The organism is Streptomyces sp. NPDC039424 (assembly GCF_055639495.1).
This window is the reverse complement of the sequence record NZ_JBVKAI010000003.1, coordinates 427,376-447,036: the sequence shown is the minus strand read 5'-3', so window position 1 is coordinate 447,036 and position 19,661 is coordinate 427,376. Positions and strand designations below refer to the sequence as shown.

Genomic DNA, 19,661 nt, shown 5'->3' with positions numbered 1-19,661 from the left:
GGGGGTGCGCGTTCCAGTCCTTTCCGCTGCGGGGGCCCGGCGCCCGTGCGACGGGGGTCCCCGCAACCGTCCGGCGCGGTCAGGCGCCGACGCTGTCCTTCGAGGCGCCTTCACCCCTGGTCTCCGCGTCCTCGGCCGCCTCCTGCTTCCTGGAGGCCATGAGACTGGTGACGGTGGTGACGATCAGGACCCCGCAGATCACGCCGAGCGAGACGGGGATGCTGATCTCCGGGACGTGCACCCCGGACTCGTGCAGCGCGTGCAGCACCAGCTTCACTCCGATGAAGCCGAGGATGACCGACAGGCCGTAGGAGAGGTGGACCAGCTTCCTCAGCAGGCCGCCGATGAGGAAGTACAGCTGCCGCAGACCCATCAGTGCGAAGGCGTTCGCGGTGAAGACGATGTACGGGTCCTGCGTCAGGCCGAAGATCGCGGGGATCGAGTCGAGCGCGAAGAGGACGTCGGTGGTGCCGATCGCGAGCATCACGACCAGCATCGGCGTCATGACGCGCTTGCCGTTCTGCTGGATCCACAGCTTGGTGCCGTGGTAGCGGTCGGCCACCCCGAACTTGCGCTCGGCAGCCTTGAGCAGCTTGTTCTCCTCGTACTCCTCGTCCTCCTCGTCGGCCCGGGCCTCCTGGATGAGCTTCCAGGCGGTCCAGATCAGGAAGGCGCCGAATATGTAGAACACCCACGAGAAGCTCGTGATGATCGCGGCTCCGGCGGCGATGAAGGCGGCCCGCAGGACCAGGGCTATGAGCACCCCGACGAGCAGCACCCGCTGCTGGTACTGCGAGGGCACCGCGAACTTCGCCATGATCAGGACGAAGACGAAGAGGTTGTCGACGCTCAACGACTTCTCGGTGATGAAACCGGCGAAGAACTCTCCGGCGGGCTGTCCGCCGCCGAAGACGAGCAGGCCCAGGCCGAAGAGCCCGGCCAGGGCGATCCAGACGACGGTCCAGATCCCGGCTTCCTTGATCGAGACGTCATGGGGCTTGCGGCCGATGAAGAAGTCGACCGCGATGAGAACGGCGAGGCCGACGATGGTCAGGACCCACAGGGGGGCGGAAACATCCACTGCGCCTCCGGCAGTACGTAACGGCAAATGGCCAGCGTCATCGCTGCCGGAGGTCTCTTCCACCCGGGATGGGCCGACGCCCCGGGATCTTGTCCGATCCGTATTGACGGGTACGCCGCAGTCAGGGAGTACTCCCCTCCGTACGGAAAACAGTACCCCATTCACCAAGGAAAGGTAAAGAGCTTGGTAAAGGAAAACCCAAACTAGCTGGTCAGGCGAGTTTACGAGTACTTGGGACGGGCTGCCGCGACCTTGCTGAGCACATGGTGGAGCACCTCGCTGCCGGGGGGCACCAGCGACGGCTCGTACGTCCAGGCGTGACCGACCCAGGGGTCGGCGAGGTGGTCGTCGGGCACCGGGGTGAGTCGCATCAGTGAACGCCACAGCGGGTCGAGCAAAGGCCCGTAGGCGGCGGCGTCCTCGCGGTCGGCGACCATCAGCAGATGCACGCCGACGTCCGGCCCCTCGTCCGCGAGATACCGCAGACCGGTCACGGCCCGGTCGTCGAAGCCGTGCGGGAAGTCGTTCACGATCAGCAGTTGCCGGGCCGTGTCCAGATCGGGCGGCAACGACTCGGCCGCACCCCCGCGCAGCGCCATCTGCACCAGGTCGACGCGCCGGGTGAGGCGGTCCAGGACGTCCGCCACGCCCGCGGCACCGGTGGCGGGCGGAGCGGCGAGCACGCCGCTGCGCACCAGCGGCACGAGCGCCTGCGCCGCCGAACCGGCCGGGTCGATCACATGGACGCCGAACTCCCCCGCCGGATGCACGGCGAGCAGCCGGGTCGCGAGCGCCACCGCCGCCGCCATCGCGAGGGGCCGCACCTCATCCGGCTCGGTGACCGAGCCGTCGACGGCCGGCACGCGACCGCTGTCGATCCACAGGCCCCGCTCCAGCGGCAGCCGGACCAGCATCGGGATGCGCAGCGGCGCGCACTCGGGCAGGTGGAGATCGCCCAGGCGCACGGCCAACGGCTGCTCCGTCGGCACCCCGTAGCCGTGCCAGACCGGGTTGTCCCAGCGGGCGAACGCCGGCGGCAGGGCGGGCTCGACGACCTCGGCCTCGGCGGTGAGCTGGGCGAGGTCGCGGTCGAGGACCGCCTGTGCCTGGTCGACTATCTGCTCCCGCTTGGCGCGGGCCGCCTCGCGCGCCGCGTCGCCCGCCGAGCCGAGCCGGCTGCGCGGATCGGACAGGATCTGGTCGAGCTCCTTCTCCATGCGCGAGTCGGCGAAGTCGACGGCGCTGCGGTAGGCGGCCGTCGTACGGGCGAGGTCCTCGAACATGCCCCAGACCTGGTTGTACAGCCGCTCGTCCATGGACCATCCCACCGCGTCACCCGCGACCGGCGCGGAGGGCTGCCCCGACGGCGCGGGTGGCGCCTCGGGCGCGGGCGGTGGCGGAGCCGCGTGGCGGCGGGGGTGGGTGTAGTCGACGGGGCCGCCGGAGGGTTCGGAGGGCTGGGTACCCGCGGGTGGCGTCTGCCCGGCGTACGGGTGCGGGGGCCGGGGTGGTGCGGCCTCGGGGGCGCCCTGAGGTGGCGGGCCGGGCCGGTCGAGGCCGGGTGCGGAAGCCGCTGCCTGCCGGGAAAGGTCCCCGTCCGCCGTACGCGGCGGAGGTGCCGGTACCGAACGGGCCAGGCCTCGCGCCACCGCCTCCTGGATGCCGGCCGCGAGTTCGTCGGCCTGGGGCACCCCCTGGTCGGCGAGGAGCGCGGCGAGGCCGCCCGCGTAGCCCTGGCCGACAGCGCGTACCTTCCAGGCGCCCTGCCTGCGGTACAGCTCCAGGGCGACGACGGCCGATTCGGCGTCCAGGCCGGTGATCGTGTAGCGCGCGACCTCGGTGCCGTCGAGGGTGGTGACCGCGACGGAGGGGGCGGCGAAGGCGCCGAAGCGGAGCGGGCCCCCCGGCCCCGAGGGCAGGGCGAGCAGCACGTCGACGCGGTGCACGGCCTCGGGCATGGCGGCCAGGTCCACCGCGAGGCGGTGCTCGGCGGCCGCCTGGCGGGAGACCTCCAGGCCGGGCAGGGTGGGGGCGCCCGGGTGGACCACCCACTCGACGCCGCGCGCCTTGCCGTTCTCGTCGCTGAGCGTCGCCCCGGCCACGACCGGCATCCCGGCCGTGATCCGGATCTCCAGCCGGACCTGCGAGAGCGGGTGGTTCTGGCCCCGCACCAGCTCGGCCGTCATCGCCTGCGTCCCCCCGTGTCGTGTGTCGTGCGCCGTACCGGCGGGCCTACAGGTGCGGCAGGATGGCCGGCATCAGATCCTGGAAGGTGCGGCCGTTGGCCGGAGACCCCAGGGCGGTCATCGTCCAACCGGTGCCCACGCGGTGGACCTTGGCCATGATCTGGGCGGTGTACGCCCCGCCGCCCGCCAGCGTGTAGCGGGCCAGTTCCTGGCCGGTGGCCTCGTCGACCAGGCGGCAGAACGCGTTCTGCACCTCCTGGAAGGTCTGGCCGGTGAAGGAGTTGACGGTGAAGACGATCTGGTCGATGTGGACCGGGACGCGCTGCAGGTCGACCAGGATGGCCTCGTCGTCGCCGCCCTGGCCCACGCCTCCCACCAGGTTGTCGCCGGTGTGCCGCACCGAGCCGTCGTCGCTGACCAGGTGACGGAAGAACACCACGTCGACGGGCTGCTTGTCGGCGAACAGCACCGCGGAGGCGTCCAGGTCGATCTCCCGGGTGCGCGAACCGAACAGACCGCGTCGGGGAGCCGCCTGCCAGCCGAGACCCATCCGGACCGCGGACAGGCTGCCCCCGTCTTTCTTCTCCAGGCTGATGGCCTGACCCTTGGTCATGTTGACGGTCACGGCTGATTTCCCTTCTCGGACTTCCCCTGTTGCCGCGGACTGCGCGGTTGACCAAGACCCTACGCAGGGGCACTGACAGTGCCGAGCCCCGACCCGCGCTTTGTGTCGGTGTTGCAACACTCTGCGCGGATGCCGGGGCCCGGTAAGGCGGCCGGGCTCAGGCCAGACCCGCCTCCCTCATCTGGCGCAGTTCCTTCTTCATCTCTGAGACCTCGTCACGCAGCCGGGCCGCGATCTCGAACTGCAGGTCCGCGGCGGCGGCACGCATGCGCTCGGTCATCTCCTCGATCTGCTCCGCGAGTTCGGCCGCGGGACGGTCCGTGGGCACCGTGTCCTTGGCCTTGCCCTTGGCGGACTTGGCGGCCTTCGCGCCCTTGGCCGCCTTGTCGCCGAGCGACGGCACCGGGGCCTTGGCCCCCTTGCCGTCCTTCAGCTTGCGGTAGCCGGAGCCGAGCAGCTGCTCGGTGTCGACCTCCTCGCGGGCGATCTGCGCGACGATGTCGTTGATCTTCTTGCGCAGCGGCTGCGGGTCGATACCGTTGGCCTTGTTGTAGGCGACCTGCTTCTCCCGGCGGCGGTTGGTCTCGTCGATGGCCCGCTCCATCGCCGGGGTGATCTTGTCGGCGTACATATGGACCTGGCCGGAGACGTTGCGCGCCGCGCGGCCGATGGTCTGGATCAGCGAGGTGCCCGACCGCAGGAAGCCCTCCTTGTCGGCGTCCAGGATGGCCACCAGGGACACCTCGGGCAGGTCGAGGCCCTCCCGCAGGAGGTTGATGCCGACCAGGACGTCGAACTCACCCGAGCGCAGCTCGCGCAGCAGCTCGACGCGGCGCAGCGTGTCGACGTCGCTGTGCAGATAGCGCACCTGGATGCCGAGTTCCAGGAAGTAGTCCGTGAGGTCCTCGGCCATCTTCTTGGTGAGCGTGGTGACCAGGACGCGCTCGTCCTTCTCGGTGCGCGAGCGGATCTCGTGCACCAGGTCGTCGATCTGCCCCTCGGTCGGCTTGACGACGACCTCCGGGTCGACCAGGCCGGTGGGGCGGATGATCTGCTCGACCACGCCGTCCCCGCGCGAGAGCTCGTACTTGCCCGGGGTCGCCGACAGGTAGACCGTCTGGCCGATCCGCTCCTGGAACTCCTCCCACTTCAGGGGGCGGTTGTCCAGGGCGGAGGGCAGCCGGAAGCCGTGGTCGACGAGGGTGCGCTTGCGAGAGGCGTCGCCCTCGTACATGGCGCCGATCTGCGGGACCGTGACGTGCGACTCGTCGATGACGAGCAGGAAGTCGTCCGGGAAGTAGTCGAGCAGGGTGTTGGGCGGGGAGCCGGGCAAGCGGCCGTCGAAGTGCATCGAGTAGTTCTCCACGCCGGAGCAGCTGCCGATCTGGCGGAGCATCTCGATGTCGTACGTCGTGCGCATCCTCAGGCGCTGGGCCTCCAGGAGCTTGCCCTGCTTCTCCAGTTCGGCCAGGCGCTCCCCCAGCTCCTTCTCGATGTCGTTGACGGCCCGCTCCATGCGCTCGGGGCCGGCGACGTAGTGGGAGGCCGGGAAGACGTAGAGCTGCTGGTCGTCGCTGATGATCTCGCCGGTGAGCGGGTGGAGCGTGGAGAGCGCCTCGATCTCGTCGCCGAACATCTCGATGCGGACGGCCAGCTCCTCGTACACCGGGAAGATCTCGATGGTGTCGCCGCGGACCCGGAAGGTGCCGCGGCTGAACGCCATGTCGTTGCGCGTGTACTGGATGTCGACGAAGCGGCGCAGCAGCTCGTCCCGGTCGAGCTCGTCGCCGACCCTGAGGGGGACCATCCGGTCCACGTACTCCTGCGGAGTGCCCAGGCCGTAGATGCAGGAGACCGAGGCGACCACGACGACGTCGCGGCGGGTGAGCAGCGAGTTGGTCGCCGAGTGGCGCAGGCGCTCGACCTCCTCGTTGATCGAGGAGTCCTTCTCGATGTAGGTGTCCGACTGCGGGACGTATGCCTCGGGCTGGTAGTAGTCGTAGTACGAGACGAAGTACTCGACGGCGTTGTTCGGGAGCAGCTCACGGAACTCGTTGGCCAGCTGGGCGGCCAGCGTCTTGTTGGGTGCCATGACGAGCGTGGGGCGCTGGAGCTTCTCGATCATCCACGCGGTGGTGGCGGACTTGCCGGTGCCGGTCGCGCCGAGGAGGACGACGTCCTTCTCACCGGCCTCGATGCGTCGGGCCAGCTCGGCGATGGCCGCCGGCTGGTCGCCGCTGGGCTGGTACGGGCTGACGACCTCGAAGGGCGCCACCGTGCGTTCGATGTGGGAAACGGGCCGCATGGAGTCAACCGTACGACCCCGCACTGACAACCGGTCCTGATCAGCGGTTCTGCGGGGTGCGCGAGCTGCGGTGGCCCTGCGGGCGGGCCGGGCGCGGCGCCGGGCGGCGGCCCGGGTGGTGGGCCATGGCGCCGGCCGGGACACCCGGCTTGTGCTCGGCGCGGCTCCAGTCGGGCTTGCCCATGACCATCAGCGGGTCGAACATCACGACGACGCCCGCGAGCAGGAGGAAGGCGAGGGGGCCGATCAGCATGGGGGCGAGCAGGGTGGCGGCCGAGTCGCCCGCGGTGGTCGCGGCGGTGCCGTGCAGATGGACGCTGAGGGCGGCCATGCCGGTGTAGTGCATGCCGCTGACGGCGAGCCCCATGACGAGGCTCGCGCCCACGCTCCACAGGAAGCCCCGCACCTGTCCGGCCGCCCACAGGGCGGCGGTGGCGGCCACGACCGCTATGACGACCGACGCGGCGACGGTGAGCGTGTTGTACTCGAGCTTGCCGTTGAGGCGCATGCCCGCCATGCCGAGGTAGTGCATCGAGGCGACGCCCAGGCCGGTGATCGTGCCGCCGGTGAACAGGGCCGTGCCGGCGGCGCCCCGGTAGCCGACGATGAAGATCCCGACGCCGACCATGACGATGGCGAGTGCGAGGCTCGCGTACGTGGTCGGTTTGTCGTAGTGGACCGGCGTCTCCTTGACCGTGAAGCCCATCATCGCGACGAAGTGCATGGTCCATATGCCGGAGCCGATCGCGGCCGAGCCGAGGGCGAGCCAGGCGGGGCGCCAGGAGTGGGCCACCAGCATCGACCGTGTGGTGCAGCGCAGGCCGAGGGCACCGCCCAGGCAGGCCATCAGATAGGCCACCAACGGGGTCACGACCCCGTAGCTGAAACCGTCGACCGTGCCTTGCATGCGCGACTGCCCTTCCGCCCTGTTGCGTCCCGGAATATCTGACAAGCGCCCCCCGGCCCAGGACCGCTCCAGCGGTCAAGGCCGTCGCAGAGAGTATGACTCCCCCCGGAATGGTCGAACGATTTTCCGGCAAAGAAACACACCCCTGACCCACTTGTGCGGCAGCAGTGTGCGGACTTGGACAACTCCATTCAATTTGTGGCCATCGCACACCCCGCTCCCGTTGACCCTCCGATGTCACTCTGGTGCTGTCCGTGATTGCCCGCACCGCTCGACGTGAGGAGTACGCATGCACGCACGCGTAGTCGCCGCCACGACGGCCGCACTCCTGGGGACGGCCGCCCTGCTGTCTCCCACATCCCACGCCCGGACGGACGATCCCGGCGGGCGGCCACAGGTCATCGCCCACCGGGGCGCCTCCGCCTACGCGCCGGAGAACACCCTGCCCGCCATCGACAAGGCGGCCTGCCTGGGCTTCTCCTGGGTCGAGAACGACGTCCAGCGCACCAAGGACGGCGAGCTCGTCGTCATCCACGACGACAGCCTCGAACGCACCACGGACGTCGAGGACGTCTTCCCCGGCCGGGCGCCCTGGAAGGTGAAGGACTTCACGGCCGCCGAGATCGCCCGCCTGGACGCGGGCGGCTGGTTCGGCCCCGCCTACGCGGGCACCCGCGTGCCGACACTGAAGCAGTACATGCGCCGCGTCGAGCACAACCACCAGAAGCTGCTCCTGGAGATCAAGAACCCCGAGCTCTACCCGGGCATCGAGCGGCAGACCCTGAAGCTCCTCGGCAACGAGGGCTGGCTGGACGACCGGCACCTCGGGCGGCTGATCGTGCAGAGCTTCAGCGCGGACAGCCTGCGGATCGTCCACGACCTGAAGCCCGCTCTGACGACCGGCTTCCTCGGCAGGCCGTCGGCGGCCGGGCTGCGGCAGTACGCGGGCTTCACCGACCTGATCAATCCGTCGTACGGATCGCTCTCCACCGACTACGTCGCCGCCGTGCACGCGCTCGACGGACCGCACGGCAGGCCCATGGGTGTCTTCGCCTGGACCGTGGACGACGCGGCCACGGCCCGGACCGTGGCCCACTACGGCGTCGACGGCGTCATCACGAACAAGCCCGATGTGGTGCGGGCGGCGCTGAACGGATCATGAGCCGCGCCCGGCGGTCCGGCGTTGTCAGTGGCGAGCCGTACGGTGGGGCACATGGACAGCCACGGGCAGTACGAGCAGCGGGTGGTGTGGGCCGTCGTCGGTACCGACATCGGTCCGCTGCTGTTGGCGGCGACCGGCGACGGCCTGGTCAACGTCGTCTTCCACGCCACCGACACGGTGCGCGAGCGGGCGCTGGAGCGGCTCGCGGCCCGGCTGGGCACCGAGCCGGTCGAGGCGCCCGGCTCGCCGCTGCTGGCCGAGGCGATACGCCAGTTCCGGGCCTACTTCGCGGGTGAGCGGCACGACTTCGAGCTGCCGCTGGACTGGTCGCTGATCTCCGGCTTCAACCGGCAGGTCCTGCGCGAACTGGCCGCGGCCGTCCCGTACGGCACGGTCGTGGGGTACGGCGACCTGGCCGGACGGGTGGGCCAGCCGGGCGCGGCGCAGGCGGTGGGCGCGGCGATGGGCGCCAATCCGCTGCCGGTCGTCGTGCCGTGCCACCGGGTGGTCGAGAGCGACGGCGGCATCGGCGGGTTCGGGGGCGGGCTGGAGGCCAAGCGGAAGCTGCTCGCCCTGGAGGGCGTCCTGCCCGAGCCGCTGTTCTGACGGCCGGGCGGCCGGTCACCCGTAGTGCCGGGCCTCGAAGACGTTGCCGTCGGGGTCGCGGAAGTAGAAGCTGCGCCTGGCCTCGCCGCGGGCGCCGTAGGAGTCGTGCGCGATCCCGGACACCGGGACGCCGTGCTCTTCGAGGCGGGCCCGGAGCGCGTCGAACGCGTCGGACGGCAGGGAGAGGCAGACGTGGTTGACGGGATGGCCCGCGCTGTCGGCGGAGCCGGGGAGCATGTTCATGCGCTCCGCGAGGCTGCGGGGCGCGAGGTCCAGGATCGTCTCCTCGTTGACCCGCACGGAGGGGAACGACACCGTGCCCGCGGTGAACTCGGCGAGCCTGAGGGGCTCCAGCCCGACCGTCTTCTCGTAGAAGTCGGCCGCGGCAACCGGGTCGCTCACCCACAGGACGACATGGTCGAGACGTGTGGTGTTGTCGGTCATACGGCCAAGGCTGGTGGCGGCCACCACAGGCCGCAAGCGTTTATCCGGGGGCACGACCCGCCAGAGATGAGGGGGGAACGGACTGACAGGAGGCAGGCACGTGGTGCTGGTGGTGTCCGAGGAAGTACGTGAGGCGATCGACGCGCGTCGACCCGTGGTGGCGCTGGAGTCCACGATCATCGCGCACGGGCTGCCACGCCCGCGCAACCTGCAGGTGGCCCGGGAGCTGGAACAGGTGGTACGGCAGGAGGGCGCCGTACCCGCCACGATCGCCGTGCTGGACGGGCGGCCCCATGTCGGCCTCGACAAGGAGCAGTTGGAGCGGGTCGCCAACGAGGACGGCATCCGCAAACTGGGCCACCGCGACCTGCCGCTCGCGGTGGCGGCGGGAGCGAGCGGGGCGACCACGGTGTCGGCGACCGCGCTGCTGGCGGCACTGGCGGGGGTCCGGGTGTTCGCGACGGGCGGGCTGGGCGGTGTGCACCGCGAGTGGACGGTGACGCAGGACGAGTCCGCGGACCTGGGTCTGCTGGCGCGGACGCGGATCACGGTGGTGTGCGCGGGGGTGAAATCGATCCTGGACGTGCCTGCCACCCTGCAGCGCCTGGAGACGCTGGGCGTCGCCGTCGCCGGATACGGCACGGACCGCTTCCCCGGCTTCTACCTCTCCGACTCCGGGCACCCCGTCGACTGGACGCTGGACACTCCGGAGCAGGTGGCGGAGGTCATGCGGGCCCAGGACGGCCTCGGCGTTCCGGAGTCGGCGCTGATCGTCGCCAACCCTGTCCCGGAGGAGGAACAGCTCGATCCGGCTCTGCACGCGCGCGTGCTCGCGGACGCGCTGCAGGCGTGCGAGGAGGAGGGCGTCACCGGCCAGGCGGTCACACCGTTCCTGCTCGACTACCTGGTCCGGCACACGGACGGGGCCTCGCTGAGCGCCAACCTCGCGGCCGTGCGCGGCAACGTACGGCTGGCGGCGCGGATCGCGGCGGCCCGGGCGCGGGGGTGAGGACGGACGCCGGGGCGGCGCCGGGGCCGGGGGCCGGGGCGAGCGGGAGCGGGGCGCTGCTGGTCGTCGGAGACGTGGTCACCGATGTCGTCGCCCGGCATCGAGGGCCGCTCGCCGCCGGCACCGACACGGCCGCCGCGATCCGGACGTTGCCGGGTGGCGCGGGAGCCAACGTGGCCTGCTGGGCGGCCCACACCGGCTGTGCGGAGGTACGGCTGCTGGGGCGGGTCGGCGCGGACGCGGCGGCGTGGCACGAGCGGGAGCTGGTCGCCGCCGGAGTGCGGCCCCGGCTCGTGGTCGACCCGGAGGCGGCTACCGGGACGGTGGTCTGTCTGGTCGACACGGGGGCCTCGGCCGAGCGCACGTTCCTCACGGACAGCGGCGCGTCGTTGCGGCTGGAACCCGCCGACTGGTCCGAGGCGTTGCTCGACGGGGTCGCCCGGCTGCATCTGTCGGGCTATCTGCTGTTCTCGGAGCCGAGCCGTGCCCTGGCGGCGGTGGCCCTGGAGGCGGCACGCGCGCGCGGGGTTCCGGTGAGCCTGGATCCGGCGTCGGCGGGTTTCCTCGCGGAGCTGGGGGTGGACCGGTTCCTGGCCTTCGCCGAGCGGGTGGACGTGCTGCTGCCCAGCAGGGACGAGGCGGGGCTGCTCACCGGGTTGCCGGATCCGGTGGACGCGGCGGCCAAGCTGAGCCGTCAAGTCCCGCTGGTGGTGGCCAAGGGGGGCGCGGACGGTGCGCTGGTGGCCCGCTCCGGTGCCGTGCTCGCCCGTGTCCCCGCCGTGCCGGCGGTGCCGAGGGACACCACGGGCGCCGGCGACGCGTTCACCGGCGCCTTCCTCGCCGCTCTCGTCGCGGGCGCGGATCCCGAGGCGGCCGCGGCCGTGGGCTGCCGGGCGGGTGCGCGGGCGGTGGAACGGGTGGGCGGCAGACCGCCGGTACCCGGGTGACGGCACCGGTCCGGCGCGACCCACGCCTGGGGGCGGGCCTCTCGCGTGTGGCGCAGCCCTGCGCCTTCCGCCCCCACGCCGAGATCATCGGCGCCGTGGCCAGGTCCATGGTGCCGGAGCGACGTTGGACAGGTGCCGGTCGATCTCCTCGTCGGTGGCCGGCCCCGCGGCCACGAGCCGGCCGCGGATCTGACGGACGGTGGCGGATTCCAAGGCCGCGCAGGCGGGCGGGGTGACGGGGAAGTAGGCCTCGGCCGCCACGTCGCGCAGCCCGGCCTCGCGGAGCAGGCGCGGGAGCTTGCGGCCGTACGACAGGTCGGCGCCGCGGTCGGCGAGCAGGGTGCGGAAGCCGCGCCGCAGCCGGTTGGCGAGTTGCTGCTCCGGGCCGTACTCGTCGGGGCAGAGCAGGGGCTGCAGGGCCGGATCGGCGTCCTCGATCAGGAGCCGGCCGCCGGGCCGCAGCGCCTCGACCATCGACCACAACGCCCTTTCCCGGTCGGGCACGTGGACCAGGACGAGCCGGGCGTGCACCAGGTCGAAGCCCTCCCCCGGCGGCTCCTGCGCGCCGACGTCGTGGACGCGCGCCTCCACCGGCGGACGGGCGGCCTCGGCGACCTGCGAGATGTCGATGAGCGCTGCCCCGCCTCGGCCTGCCGGTTGTCGAGGAGGTACCCGTCGGAGCGCGTCATGCCACGATCCTCCCAGTTGCCCCGCATGTCCAGAACCAACCCCCTGTCCACAGCCGGGAACAAAGCGGAATCCTCCGTTTCCACAGCCTTACCCGCAGCTCGCACGGGACTGGCAAACTGGCCGGGCAAGACGCGGTGGCGTTAGGCGAGGAGATCCACGCAAGGAGATCCAGATGTCCATGGCAGGGAATCTGCGGAAGGTCAGGGACCTCGGCAGGGTCGGTGGTCTGCGCAAGGTGGCGCGGCTGGCCAGGCGGCGGCCGAAGGTCGACCTGAGCCATCCCGCGCGCTCCCCGCTGGGCTCCTCGGTGGTGAACTGTGTGACCTACCGCGACGGCGTCCGGGCCCCCGAGGACGGCGACCTGGTGGACACCCTGGAGCGGGTGCGCAAGACCGGCGACGGATTCGTCTGGCTGGGGCTGCACGAGCCGACGGACCGGGAGTTCGCGGGCATCGCCGAGCTCTTCGATCTGCACCCGCTGGCGGTCGAGGACGCCGTCGAGGCCCATCAGCGGCCGAAGCTGGAGCGGTACGACGAGACGCTGTTCGCGGTGTTCAAGACGGTGTGCTACGTCGAGCACGAGCAGCTGACGGCGACGAGCGAGGTGGTGGACACCGGGGAGATCATGGTGTTCGTCGGCCATGACTTCGTGATCACGGTACGGCACGGGCGGCACGGCTCGCTGGGCCCGCTGCGGGAGGAGCTGGAGTCGGATCCGCAGCAGCTCGCCAAGGGGCCTGCGGCCGTGCTGCACGCGATCGCGGACCATGTGGTCGACGACTATCTGACCGTCACCGACTCGGTGCAGGCCGACATCGACCAGGTCGAGACGGACGTGTTCGCGGAGAACGGCGCGCGGGTGGATCCGGGGCGCATCTACCAGCTGAAGCGTGAACTCCTCGAACTGAAGCGGGCCGTGGCGCCCCTCGGCCGCCCGATAGAGGATCTCGCGACCCGGCCGATACGGGTGGTCGCCCCAGAGATACAGGCCTACTTCCGGGACGTCCTGGACCATCTGATGCGGGCCAAGGAACAGATCGCGTCCTTCGACGAACTGCTCAACTCCATTTTGCAGGCGCACCTCGCGCAGGTGACGGTCGCGCAGAACGAGGACATGCGGAAGATCACGGCCTGGGCGGCGGTGATCGCCGTACCGACGATGGTGTGCGGTGTGTACGGCATGAACTTCGATCACATGCCGGAGCTGCACTGGCGGTTCGGCTATCCGCTCGTCATAGGCGTGATATCCGTCGCGTGTCTGGTGCTGTACCGCGGATTCAGGCGCAACGGCTGGCTCTGACACCGGCCGGCGGGCCGGTGTCCGGGTCTCAGGCCGAGAAGGCCACGACCTTCCGCGGGGTGATCCTGATGATCACGCGAGCCTCGTCGTCCTTCTCCGCGGGCGGGTCGATGCCGAGGTACTTGTGCGACAGCTCGTACGGCAGCCGCTTGGGCTCGTCGGGGAGGATTTCGGCGGTGCCGCGGATCTCGGCCGAGTTGTAGGGGTTGGCCAGGTCGAAGACCGAGAGGCTGATGCGGGGGTCGCGGCGGAGGTTGCGCACCTTCCGGCGTCCGTCGACGGAGGAGAAGAGCACGGTGTCGCCCTCGCGTTTGATCCAGACCACCGAGTTCTGCGGTGCGCCGTCGGGGCCGAGCGTGGCGACGCTGGCGAAGTTCCTGCCGTCGAGGAGGGCGCGAACGGAGTCGTCGAAGGAGAGGTGATCGTCCGTGGAGATCGTCATGACGCCACCCTATCTAAATGCACATGCATATAAAAGTTCTTGGCGGGATCACCTGTGCCGGTGTCAGCCGTTCCACGCCGGGTGCCGGGGGTCGTCGGCGCGCACCAGGACGTCGGCCGTCTCGGCGGGGCCGGTCTCGGCCGCGTAGCGCTCGAAGGCGGGGAGCGTCCAGTGGTCGGACTCGGGGGTACGGCGGCGCAGGGCGGCCGGGGAGAGGAGAAGGTGGACCGTCAGGTCGAAGGGGAACCAGTGCCGCAGGAGGAGCGGGCCGTGCAGCAGGAGGAGGCCGCCGGGCGGGAGTTGGACATGCGGGCTGCGGGTGGCGCGGTCGGTGACCGGGTCCCACAGGTCGGGCAGGACACGGCCGCTCCCGCCGGGTTCGAGCGGGCCGAAGACCTCGCGCCACAGGGCGCCGGTGTCGAACCAGCCGTTGTAATACGACTCCACGTCCCGTCGGCCGTACTCCAGCCGGAGTGAGGCGGGGCGCAGGAAGCCCTCGGTCCCCACGACCAGCGAGGGGCGACCGCGCACCCGCAGCGCCTGAGCGACGCGCTCGGCGAGGTCCCCGGGCCGGGCAGCCGGGGCCCCGTCGAAGGCGACGCGGGCCCAGGAGCCGCCGTCCGCGGGCTTCAGCTCGGCCAGCCGCCCGGCGAGCAGCTCACCGAGCCGGTCCCAAGTGATCGCTTCGAGTCGCACAGGGCCCATGATGCCGCGCGGCCGGGGCGAGCGACGTGCCGACCCGGACCACCAGGGGAAGGAACCGGTCATGGCACGGCCAATTCCTCCCCCGTTCCCCGGACTTGTCGTCGTCCAGCCCTTGCGGCGCAAGCACTGCGCCGGGTGCCGGCGCGGGCCGGTGCCGCTGCTCGTGCTGGAGGAGGGCGTGCCGCGCTGCCTCGACTGCGCCGACCTCGGACATTTGGTGTTCCTGCCGCGCGGCGACACCGCGCTGACGCGCAGATCGCGTGAGGAGAGCACGCTGTCGGCGGTGGTGGTGCGCTTCAACCGGCGTAAAAGCCGGTACGAGCGGCAGGGCGTCCTCGTGGAGGAGGGGGCGCTGGCCCGGGCCGAGGAGCGGTGTCTGGCGGACGCGGAGGCGCGGCGGCGGCGCCGGGCACGGGACGCGCGGCGCCGGGCGGCTCAGGACACGCGGTTCGCGGAGGCCTTCGCGGTGGAGATCCGGCGGCTGTTTCCCGGATGTCCGGCCGAGCGGGCCCGGGCGATCGCCGCGCACGCGTCGGTGCGCGGCAGCGGACGGGTCGGGCGGAGCGCGGCCGGGCGGGCGCTGACCGAGAGCGCGGTGATCTCGGCGGTCGTGGCCTCCGTACGGCACCTGGACACGCCGTACGACCAGCTGCTGATGAGCGGGGTGCCGCGGCACGAGGCGCGGCGGCGGATCGCGGCGGCCGTGGAGACGGTGCTGCGGCGCTGGCGGACGGCGGGCATGGGCGTCGGGTGAGACCGGCGCTCCCACCCGCCCACGAGCTCCTCGGCCGTGCTTCCGCCTGGCCCGCGGGCATTCACTTGAGGTGACAGAAGACACGGGCGGCGACAACGGTCGCCCGGTTCGAGGCGGAAGGTGGTCACGGCATGATCGACGGGCCGTATCTGGTGCTGGTGGTGCTGGGTGTGCTGGGGACCGGGCTGATGGCCGGGGTCTTCTACGGGTTCTCGACGTTCGTGATGAGAGGGCTCGCCGCGCTGCCGCCCGCGCAGGGCGTCGCCGCGATGAACGCGATCAACGTGGCGGCGGTGACGCCGGCCTTCATGGGCCTCTTCGTGGGGTCGGCCGTGCTGTGCACCGTGATCGCCGTGGTGACCTTCGTCCTGTGGCCGGACGACGGCAGAGTGGAGCTGCTGCTGGGCAGCGCGCTGTACCTGTTCGGTTCGTTCGGGCTGACCATGGTCGCGAACGTGCCGCGCAACGAGACACTGCTGCGGCTGGATCCGGGCACCCCGGAGGCCGCCGCGTACTGGCCGACGTATGTGCGCGAGTGGACCTTCTGGAACCACCTCCGCCTGGCGGCCTCGGCCGCTGCCGCGCTGGTGTATCTGCTGGCCCTCACCTGAGGGGGGTCTCGGGGAATCCTGGCCGGCGCCTGAGGCGGGCCCAGGAGGGGCCCGGGAGAGGTCACGAGAAACCCGCGAGAAAGCGCTGTCCACCCCCTCTGCGGGCGGCGCGAAGCGGACGTAAAGTGGCCGAAAGAGTGTGCCGCCGATGACGCACGGCCCGTCCTACGCCTACGCAAGGAAGACGGCCATGGCCGATCCCAAGGGATTCATGACCACGCCCCGCGAGGAGTGGCCGCGCAGGCCGGTCCCGGAGCGGGTCCGGGACTGGGACGAGGTGTACGTCCCCGGTGCCCTGCTGCCCATCGTCAGCAAGCAGGCCGACCGCTGCATGGACTGCGGCATCCCGTTCTGCCACGACGCCTGCCCGCTGGGGAACCTCATCCCGGAGTGGAACGACTTGGTGTCGCGCGAGGACTGGCGGGCGGCGAGCGACCGGTTGCACGCCACGAACAACTTCCCGGAGTTCACCGGGCGGTTGTGTCCGGCGCCGTGCGAGTCGGGGTGCGTACTCGCGATCAACCAGCCGGCCGTCACCATCAAGAACGTCGAGTGCGCGATCGCCGACCGGGCCTGGGAGGAGGGTTTCGCGCCGCCCCGGCCGCCGGAGAGGCTGTCCGGGCGGACGGTCGCGGTGATCGGCTCCGGCCCGACGGGGCTCGCCGCGGCCCAGCAGCTGACCCGGGCCGGGCACACGGTCGCCGTGTACGAGAAGGACGACCGGATCGGGGGGCTGATGCGGTACGGAATCCCCGCGTTCAAGATGGAGAAGCGGCATCTGGAGCGGCGGCTTGAGCAGATGCGCGCCGAGGGCACCAAGTTCCGTACCTCGACGGCGGTCGGCAGGGACGTGGACGCTGCCGAGCTGCGCACGCGGTACGACGCCGTCGTCATCGCCACGGGAGCCACCGCCTGGCGGGAACTGGACGTGCCGGGGCGGGAGCTGGCCGGGATACACCAGGCGATGGAGTACCTGCCGCTGTCCAACCGGGTGTGCGAGGGCGACCTGGCGGTGTCGCCGCTGTCGGCCGCCGGGAAGCACGTCGTGATCGTGGGCGGCGGCGACACGGGCGCCGACTGTCTGGGCACGGCGGTGCGGGAAGGGGCCGCGTCCGTCACCCAGCTGGACATCTACGCCCAGCCGGGCGCCGAGCGCGACGAGGACGCCGAGCCCTGGCCGACGTACCCGAAGATCTACCGGCTGTCGGCCGCGCACGAGGAGGCGCGCGACCTGGAGACCGCGCCGGCGGCGGACGCCGACGCGCGCCTGTTCGCGGCGTCGACGCTGTGCTTCACCGGCGACGCGGACGGGCATGTGCGGTCGCTGCACCTGGTCGAGGTGGACGCGGGACGCCGCCCGCTGCCCGGTACCGGGCGGGACATCCCCGCCGACCTCGTCCTGCTCGCGCTCGGCTTCTCCGGTCCCGACCGCGGGGACGGGCTCGTCGACCAGCTGGGACTGACGCTCCAGCCGCGCGGCACGGTCGCCCGGGACGCCGGCTTCGCGACCAACGTCCCCGGCGTGTTCGCCGCCGGGGACGCCGCGCGCGGGCAGTCGCTCATCGTGTGGGCGATCGCGGAGGGGCGGGCGGTGGCGGCGGCCGTCGACCGTCATCTGACGGGGAGTTCGCGGCTGCCGGCGCCGATAGGGCCGTACGACCGGCCCATGAGGGTGTGAACCGTCGTCCCGGGCGTCAGCGGCGCCGCTCGTCCGTCCCCGCCACCTTGGCCGTCGACAGGGCCACCCGGTTCCACGTGTTGATCGCGAAGATCAGGGCCAGCACATGGGCCAGTTCGGTCTCGTCGAAGCGGGCCGCCGCCTCGGCGTAGACCTCGTCGGGGACTCCGCCGTCGGCGACCAGGGTGACCGCATCCGTGAGGGCGAGCGCGGCCTGTTCCCGCTCGGTGAAGAAGTGGCGGGCCTCGCGCCACACGGCGACCATGTGCAGCCGGTCCTCGCTCTCACCGGCCTTGCGGGCGTCACCCGTGTGCATGTGCAGGCAATAGGCGCAGTGGTTGAGGTGCGAGCTGCGGATCTGGATCAGCTCGACCAGGGCGGGGTCGAGGCCCTCGCGGGCGGCGGCGTCGAAGCCGACGAGGGCGCGGAAGGCCTTCGGGGCGGACTTCGCGAAGTCGAGGCGGGTGTGGACCGTGTGGCTCGTGTTCGTCGTCATGTCCTTCAACCTACGGGCCGCAAAGACCGGCTGTAGGGTGCATTTCCATGGCGGAATCGTGGGTCAATCTCGCGGAGCGGATCGGTGCCGACCTGCACCTGGACCTGCAGGCGGAGCTGTCCGGGCCGGGCGGGCGGCGGGCGGCGCTGATCCGGGCGCTGCGCGAGGCCGTGCGCGGCGGCCGGCTGGCTCCGGGCACCCGGCTGCCGCCGTACCGCTCGCTCGCCGCCGACCTGGGCGTCGCCCGCAACACGGTCGCCGACGCGTACGCGGAACTCGTCGCCGAGGGCTGGCTGACCGCCCGTCAGGGCTCGGGCACCCGGGTCGCGGACCGGGCCGAGCCGTTGCGGCGGGCCGTACGGACGCCGAAGAAGGCGCCCGTACGCGCGCGTGGGCCCCGGCACGACCTGCGGCAGGGCACGCCGGACGCGTCCGCGTTCCCGCGGGCGGCCTGGAGCGCGTCGTACCGGCGGGCCCTGCAGACGGCGCCCGCCGAGGCGTTCGGGCCGGGCGACCCCGCCGGACGCCTCGAACTGCGGGTGGCGCTCACGGAGTACCTGGCACGCGCGCGTGGCGTGCGCACCGAGCCGGACCGGATCGTGATCTGCTCCGGCTTCGCCCACGCGCTGCGGCTGCTGTTCGGCCAGGGCGGCGGTGGGGTGCTGCGCGGTCCGCTGGCGGTGGAGGCGTACGGCCTGGGCTTCCACCGGGAGGTGCTCGCGACGGCCGGAGCACGGACCATGCCGCTCCCCCTCGACGAACACGGCGCGCGGGTGGACCGGCTGGGGCGGGAGCGGGCCGTGCTGCTCACGCCCGCGCACCAGTTCCCCACCGGCGGGCCGCTGCACCCGGAGCGCCGGGCGGCCGTGATCGACTGGGCACGCGCGCGTGGCGGAGTGGTCCTGGAGGACGACTACGACGGGGAGTTCCGGTACGACCGCAAGCCGGTCGGGGCGCTCCAGGGCCTCGACCCGGAGCGGGTGATCCACATCGGGTCGGTCAGCAAGAGCCTGTCGCCCGCGCTGCGGCTGGGGTGGATGGTGCTGCCGGAGCGGTATGTCGGCGCCGTGCTCGCGGCCAAGGGCGAGCGCGAGGCGTGGGCGAGCGTCCCGGACCAGCTGGCACTGGCCGACTTCGTCGTCTCGGGGTCGTACGACCGCCATGTGCGGCGCATGCGGCAGCGCTACCGGCGCCGCCGTGACCGGCTCGTCGCGGCCCTCGCGGCGCACGCCCCGCACATCGGGGTCACCGGCATCGCGGCCGGGCTGCACGCGGTGCTCCGGCTCCCGCCCGGCACCGAACGGTCGGCCGTCAAGGCGGCCTCCTGGCACGGGGTGGCCCTCGACGGACTCGCCGCGTTCCGGCACCCGGAGACGGACATGGCCGCCCGGGACGGACTGGTCGTGGGGTACGCGACGCCGCCGGAACACGCGTACACGGCGGCGGTGGACGCGCTGTGCGCCGTACTGCCGCCGCCGTGACCCGAGGCCGGGGCAGCTGCCCGAGGGCAGTTCGGCCAGCAGCCGGTCGACCAGCTCGTGCGCGCCGTCCTCGTCGGAGACGAAGTAGGGCCGCCGCGTGCCGGTGCCGATGTCCAGGAACCGCCGTACGCCGTGCTGGGCGAGCCAGCGGGTGGCGCGGTGCATGAACGCGCGGACTGGATGATCAAGTTCGTACCAAGATTCCGGACCAAGATTCCGGACCAAGGTTCCG

The 19,661-nt window shown here is 71.8% G+C and carries 18 protein-coding genes and 2 pseudogenes; 9 read left to right on the top strand and 11 right to left on the bottom strand.

Features of this window, described 5'->3' with window-relative positions:
* Positions 1 to 79 precede the first annotated feature (79 nt).
* The 5 genes from ACZ7L0_RS10285 to ACZ7L0_RS10265 form a co-directional block, all read right to left on the bottom strand.
* Positions 80 to 1,081, bottom strand: a complete 1,002-nt coding sequence (locus ACZ7L0_RS10285; protein ID WP_471241996.1) for a TerC/Alx family metal homeostasis membrane protein — start codon at positions 1,079 to 1,081, stop codon at positions 80 to 82.
* Positions 1,082 to 1,302: 221 nt separating this feature from the next.
* A complete protein-coding gene (locus tag ACZ7L0_RS10280; RefSeq protein ID WP_471241995.1) occupies positions 1,303 to 3,267 on the bottom strand; it encodes a TerD family protein in 1,965 nt (654 codons plus the stop codon).
* 46 nt (positions 3,268 to 3,313) lie between these two features.
* Positions 3,314 to 3,892 carry a TerD family protein gene (locus ACZ7L0_RS10275; RefSeq protein ID WP_471241994.1) on the bottom strand — a complete coding sequence of 193 codons (579 nt, stop codon included), beginning with the start codon at positions 3,890 to 3,892 and terminating at the stop codon, positions 3,314 to 3,316.
* A 157-nt stretch (positions 3,893 to 4,049) separates the two neighbouring features.
* Positions 4,050 to 6,197, bottom strand: coding sequence for an excinuclease ABC subunit UvrB (gene uvrB, locus ACZ7L0_RS10270; RefSeq protein ID WP_471241993.1), 2,148 nt, complete (start codon positions 6,195 to 6,197; stop codon positions 4,050 to 4,052).
* 40 nt (positions 6,198 to 6,237) lie between these two features.
* Positions 6,238 to 7,104 (bottom strand): MHYT domain-containing protein, encoded by an 867-nt coding sequence (locus ACZ7L0_RS10265; protein WP_471241992.1) that lies wholly within the window; start codon positions 7,102 to 7,104, stop codon positions 6,238 to 6,240.
* Between the two features lie 289 nt (positions 7,105 to 7,393).
* On the opposite strand from ACZ7L0_RS10265, the gene ACZ7L0_RS10260 reads away from it, so the two are divergent.
* Positions 7,394 to 8,266: a glycerophosphodiester phosphodiesterase gene (locus ACZ7L0_RS10260; protein ID WP_471241991.1), complete on the top strand. Its 873-nt coding sequence runs from the start codon at positions 7,394 to 7,396 to the stop codon at positions 8,264 to 8,266.
* Between the two features lie 51 nt (positions 8,267 to 8,317).
* Positions 8,318 to 8,872 (top strand): methylated-DNA--[protein]-cysteine S-methyltransferase, encoded by a 555-nt coding sequence (locus ACZ7L0_RS10255; RefSeq protein WP_471241990.1) that lies wholly within the window; start codon positions 8,318 to 8,320, stop codon positions 8,870 to 8,872.
* A gap of 15 nt (positions 8,873 to 8,887) precedes the next feature.
* Here the strand turns inward: ACZ7L0_RS10255 and ACZ7L0_RS10250 are convergent, their stop codons facing one another.
* The gene (locus ACZ7L0_RS10250) at positions 8,888 to 9,316 is read right to left on the bottom strand and encodes a VOC family protein (protein WP_471241989.1); all 429 of its coding nucleotides are present in this window, start codon (positions 9,314 to 9,316) and stop codon (positions 8,888 to 8,890) included.
* Positions 9,317 to 9,416: 100 nt separating this feature from the next.
* On the opposite strand from ACZ7L0_RS10250, the gene ACZ7L0_RS10245 reads away from it, so the two are divergent.
* Together ACZ7L0_RS10245 and ACZ7L0_RS10240 are read left to right on the top strand one after the other, a co-directional pair.
* Positions 9,417 to 10,325, top strand: a complete 909-nt coding sequence (locus ACZ7L0_RS10245) for a pseudouridine-5'-phosphate glycosidase (RefSeq protein WP_471241988.1) — start codon at positions 9,417 to 9,419, stop codon at positions 10,323 to 10,325.
* Complete coding sequence (locus ACZ7L0_RS10240) at positions 10,322 to 11,272, top strand: carbohydrate kinase family protein (RefSeq protein ID WP_471241987.1); 951 nt, start codon at positions 10,322 to 10,324, stop codon at positions 11,270 to 11,272. The genes ACZ7L0_RS10245 and ACZ7L0_RS10240 overlap by 4 nt, the downstream gene beginning before the upstream one ends.
* Positions 11,273 to 11,336: 64 nt before the next feature.
* Here ACZ7L0_RS10240 and ACZ7L0_RS10235 read toward each other — a convergent pair.
* A pseudogene (locus ACZ7L0_RS10235) lies at positions 11,337 to 12,031 on the bottom strand (methyltransferase domain-containing protein); the annotation flags it as partial.
* A 103-nt stretch (positions 12,032 to 12,134) separates the two neighbouring features.
* Between ACZ7L0_RS10235 and ACZ7L0_RS10230 the strand changes: the two are divergent.
* On the top strand, positions 12,135 to 13,262 hold the full coding sequence (locus ACZ7L0_RS10230) for a magnesium and cobalt transport protein CorA (RefSeq protein WP_471241986.1): 1,128 nt from the start codon (positions 12,135 to 12,137) through the stop codon (positions 13,260 to 13,262).
* A gap of 28 nt (positions 13,263 to 13,290) precedes the next feature.
* On the opposite strand, the gene ACZ7L0_RS10225 is transcribed toward ACZ7L0_RS10230, so the two are convergent.
* Together ACZ7L0_RS10225 and ACZ7L0_RS10220 are read right to left on the bottom strand one after the other, a co-directional pair.
* Positions 13,291 to 13,704, bottom strand: a complete 414-nt coding sequence (locus ACZ7L0_RS10225; RefSeq protein WP_471241985.1) for a PPOX class F420-dependent oxidoreductase — start codon at positions 13,702 to 13,704, stop codon at positions 13,291 to 13,293.
* A gap of 63 nt (positions 13,705 to 13,767) precedes the next feature.
* Complete coding sequence (locus ACZ7L0_RS10220) at positions 13,768 to 14,409, bottom strand: nucleoside/nucleotide kinase family protein (protein ID WP_471242207.1); 642 nt, start codon at positions 14,407 to 14,409, stop codon at positions 13,768 to 13,770.
* A gap of 61 nt (positions 14,410 to 14,470) precedes the next feature.
* On the opposite strand from ACZ7L0_RS10220, the gene ACZ7L0_RS10215 reads away from it, so the two are divergent.
* The 3 genes from ACZ7L0_RS10215 (at position 14,471) to ACZ7L0_RS10205 (ending at position 17,452) form a co-directional block, all read left to right on the top strand.
* Positions 14,471 to 15,163, top strand: a complete 693-nt coding sequence (locus tag ACZ7L0_RS10215) for a DUF2293 domain-containing protein (protein ID WP_471241984.1) — start codon at positions 14,471 to 14,473, stop codon at positions 15,161 to 15,163.
* A gap of 131 nt (positions 15,164 to 15,294) precedes the next feature.
* Positions 15,295 to 15,774 (top strand): anthrone oxygenase family protein, encoded by a 480-nt coding sequence (locus ACZ7L0_RS10210; protein ID WP_471241983.1) that lies wholly within the window; start codon positions 15,295 to 15,297, stop codon positions 15,772 to 15,774.
* A 190-nt stretch (positions 15,775 to 15,964) separates the two neighbouring features.
* Positions 15,965 to 17,452: a glutamate synthase subunit beta gene (locus ACZ7L0_RS10205; RefSeq protein WP_471241982.1), complete on the top strand. Its 1,488-nt coding sequence runs from the start codon at positions 15,965 to 15,967 to the stop codon at positions 17,450 to 17,452.
* Positions 17,453 to 17,468: 16 nt separating this feature from the next.
* Here the strand turns inward: ACZ7L0_RS10205 and ACZ7L0_RS10200 are convergent, their stop codons facing one another.
* Entirely contained in the window at positions 17,469 to 17,948 is a 480-nt protein-coding gene (locus ACZ7L0_RS10200; RefSeq protein WP_471241981.1) for a carboxymuconolactone decarboxylase family protein, read from the bottom strand.
* Positions 17,949 to 17,995: 47 nt separating this feature from the next.
* On the opposite strand from ACZ7L0_RS10200, the gene pdxR reads away from it, so the two are divergent.
* Positions 17,996 to 19,429 carry a MocR-like pyridoxine biosynthesis transcription factor PdxR gene (gene pdxR, locus ACZ7L0_RS10195; RefSeq protein ID WP_471241980.1) on the top strand — a complete coding sequence of 478 codons (1,434 nt, stop codon included), beginning with the start codon at positions 17,996 to 17,998 and terminating at the stop codon, positions 19,427 to 19,429.
* A gap of 15 nt (positions 19,430 to 19,444) precedes the next feature.
* Here pdxR and ACZ7L0_RS10190 read toward each other — a convergent pair.
* Positions 19,445 to 19,603, bottom strand: a pseudogene (locus tag ACZ7L0_RS10190) (SAM-dependent methyltransferase); the annotation flags it as partial.
* Between the last annotated feature and the right edge of the window lie 58 nt (positions 19,604 to 19,661).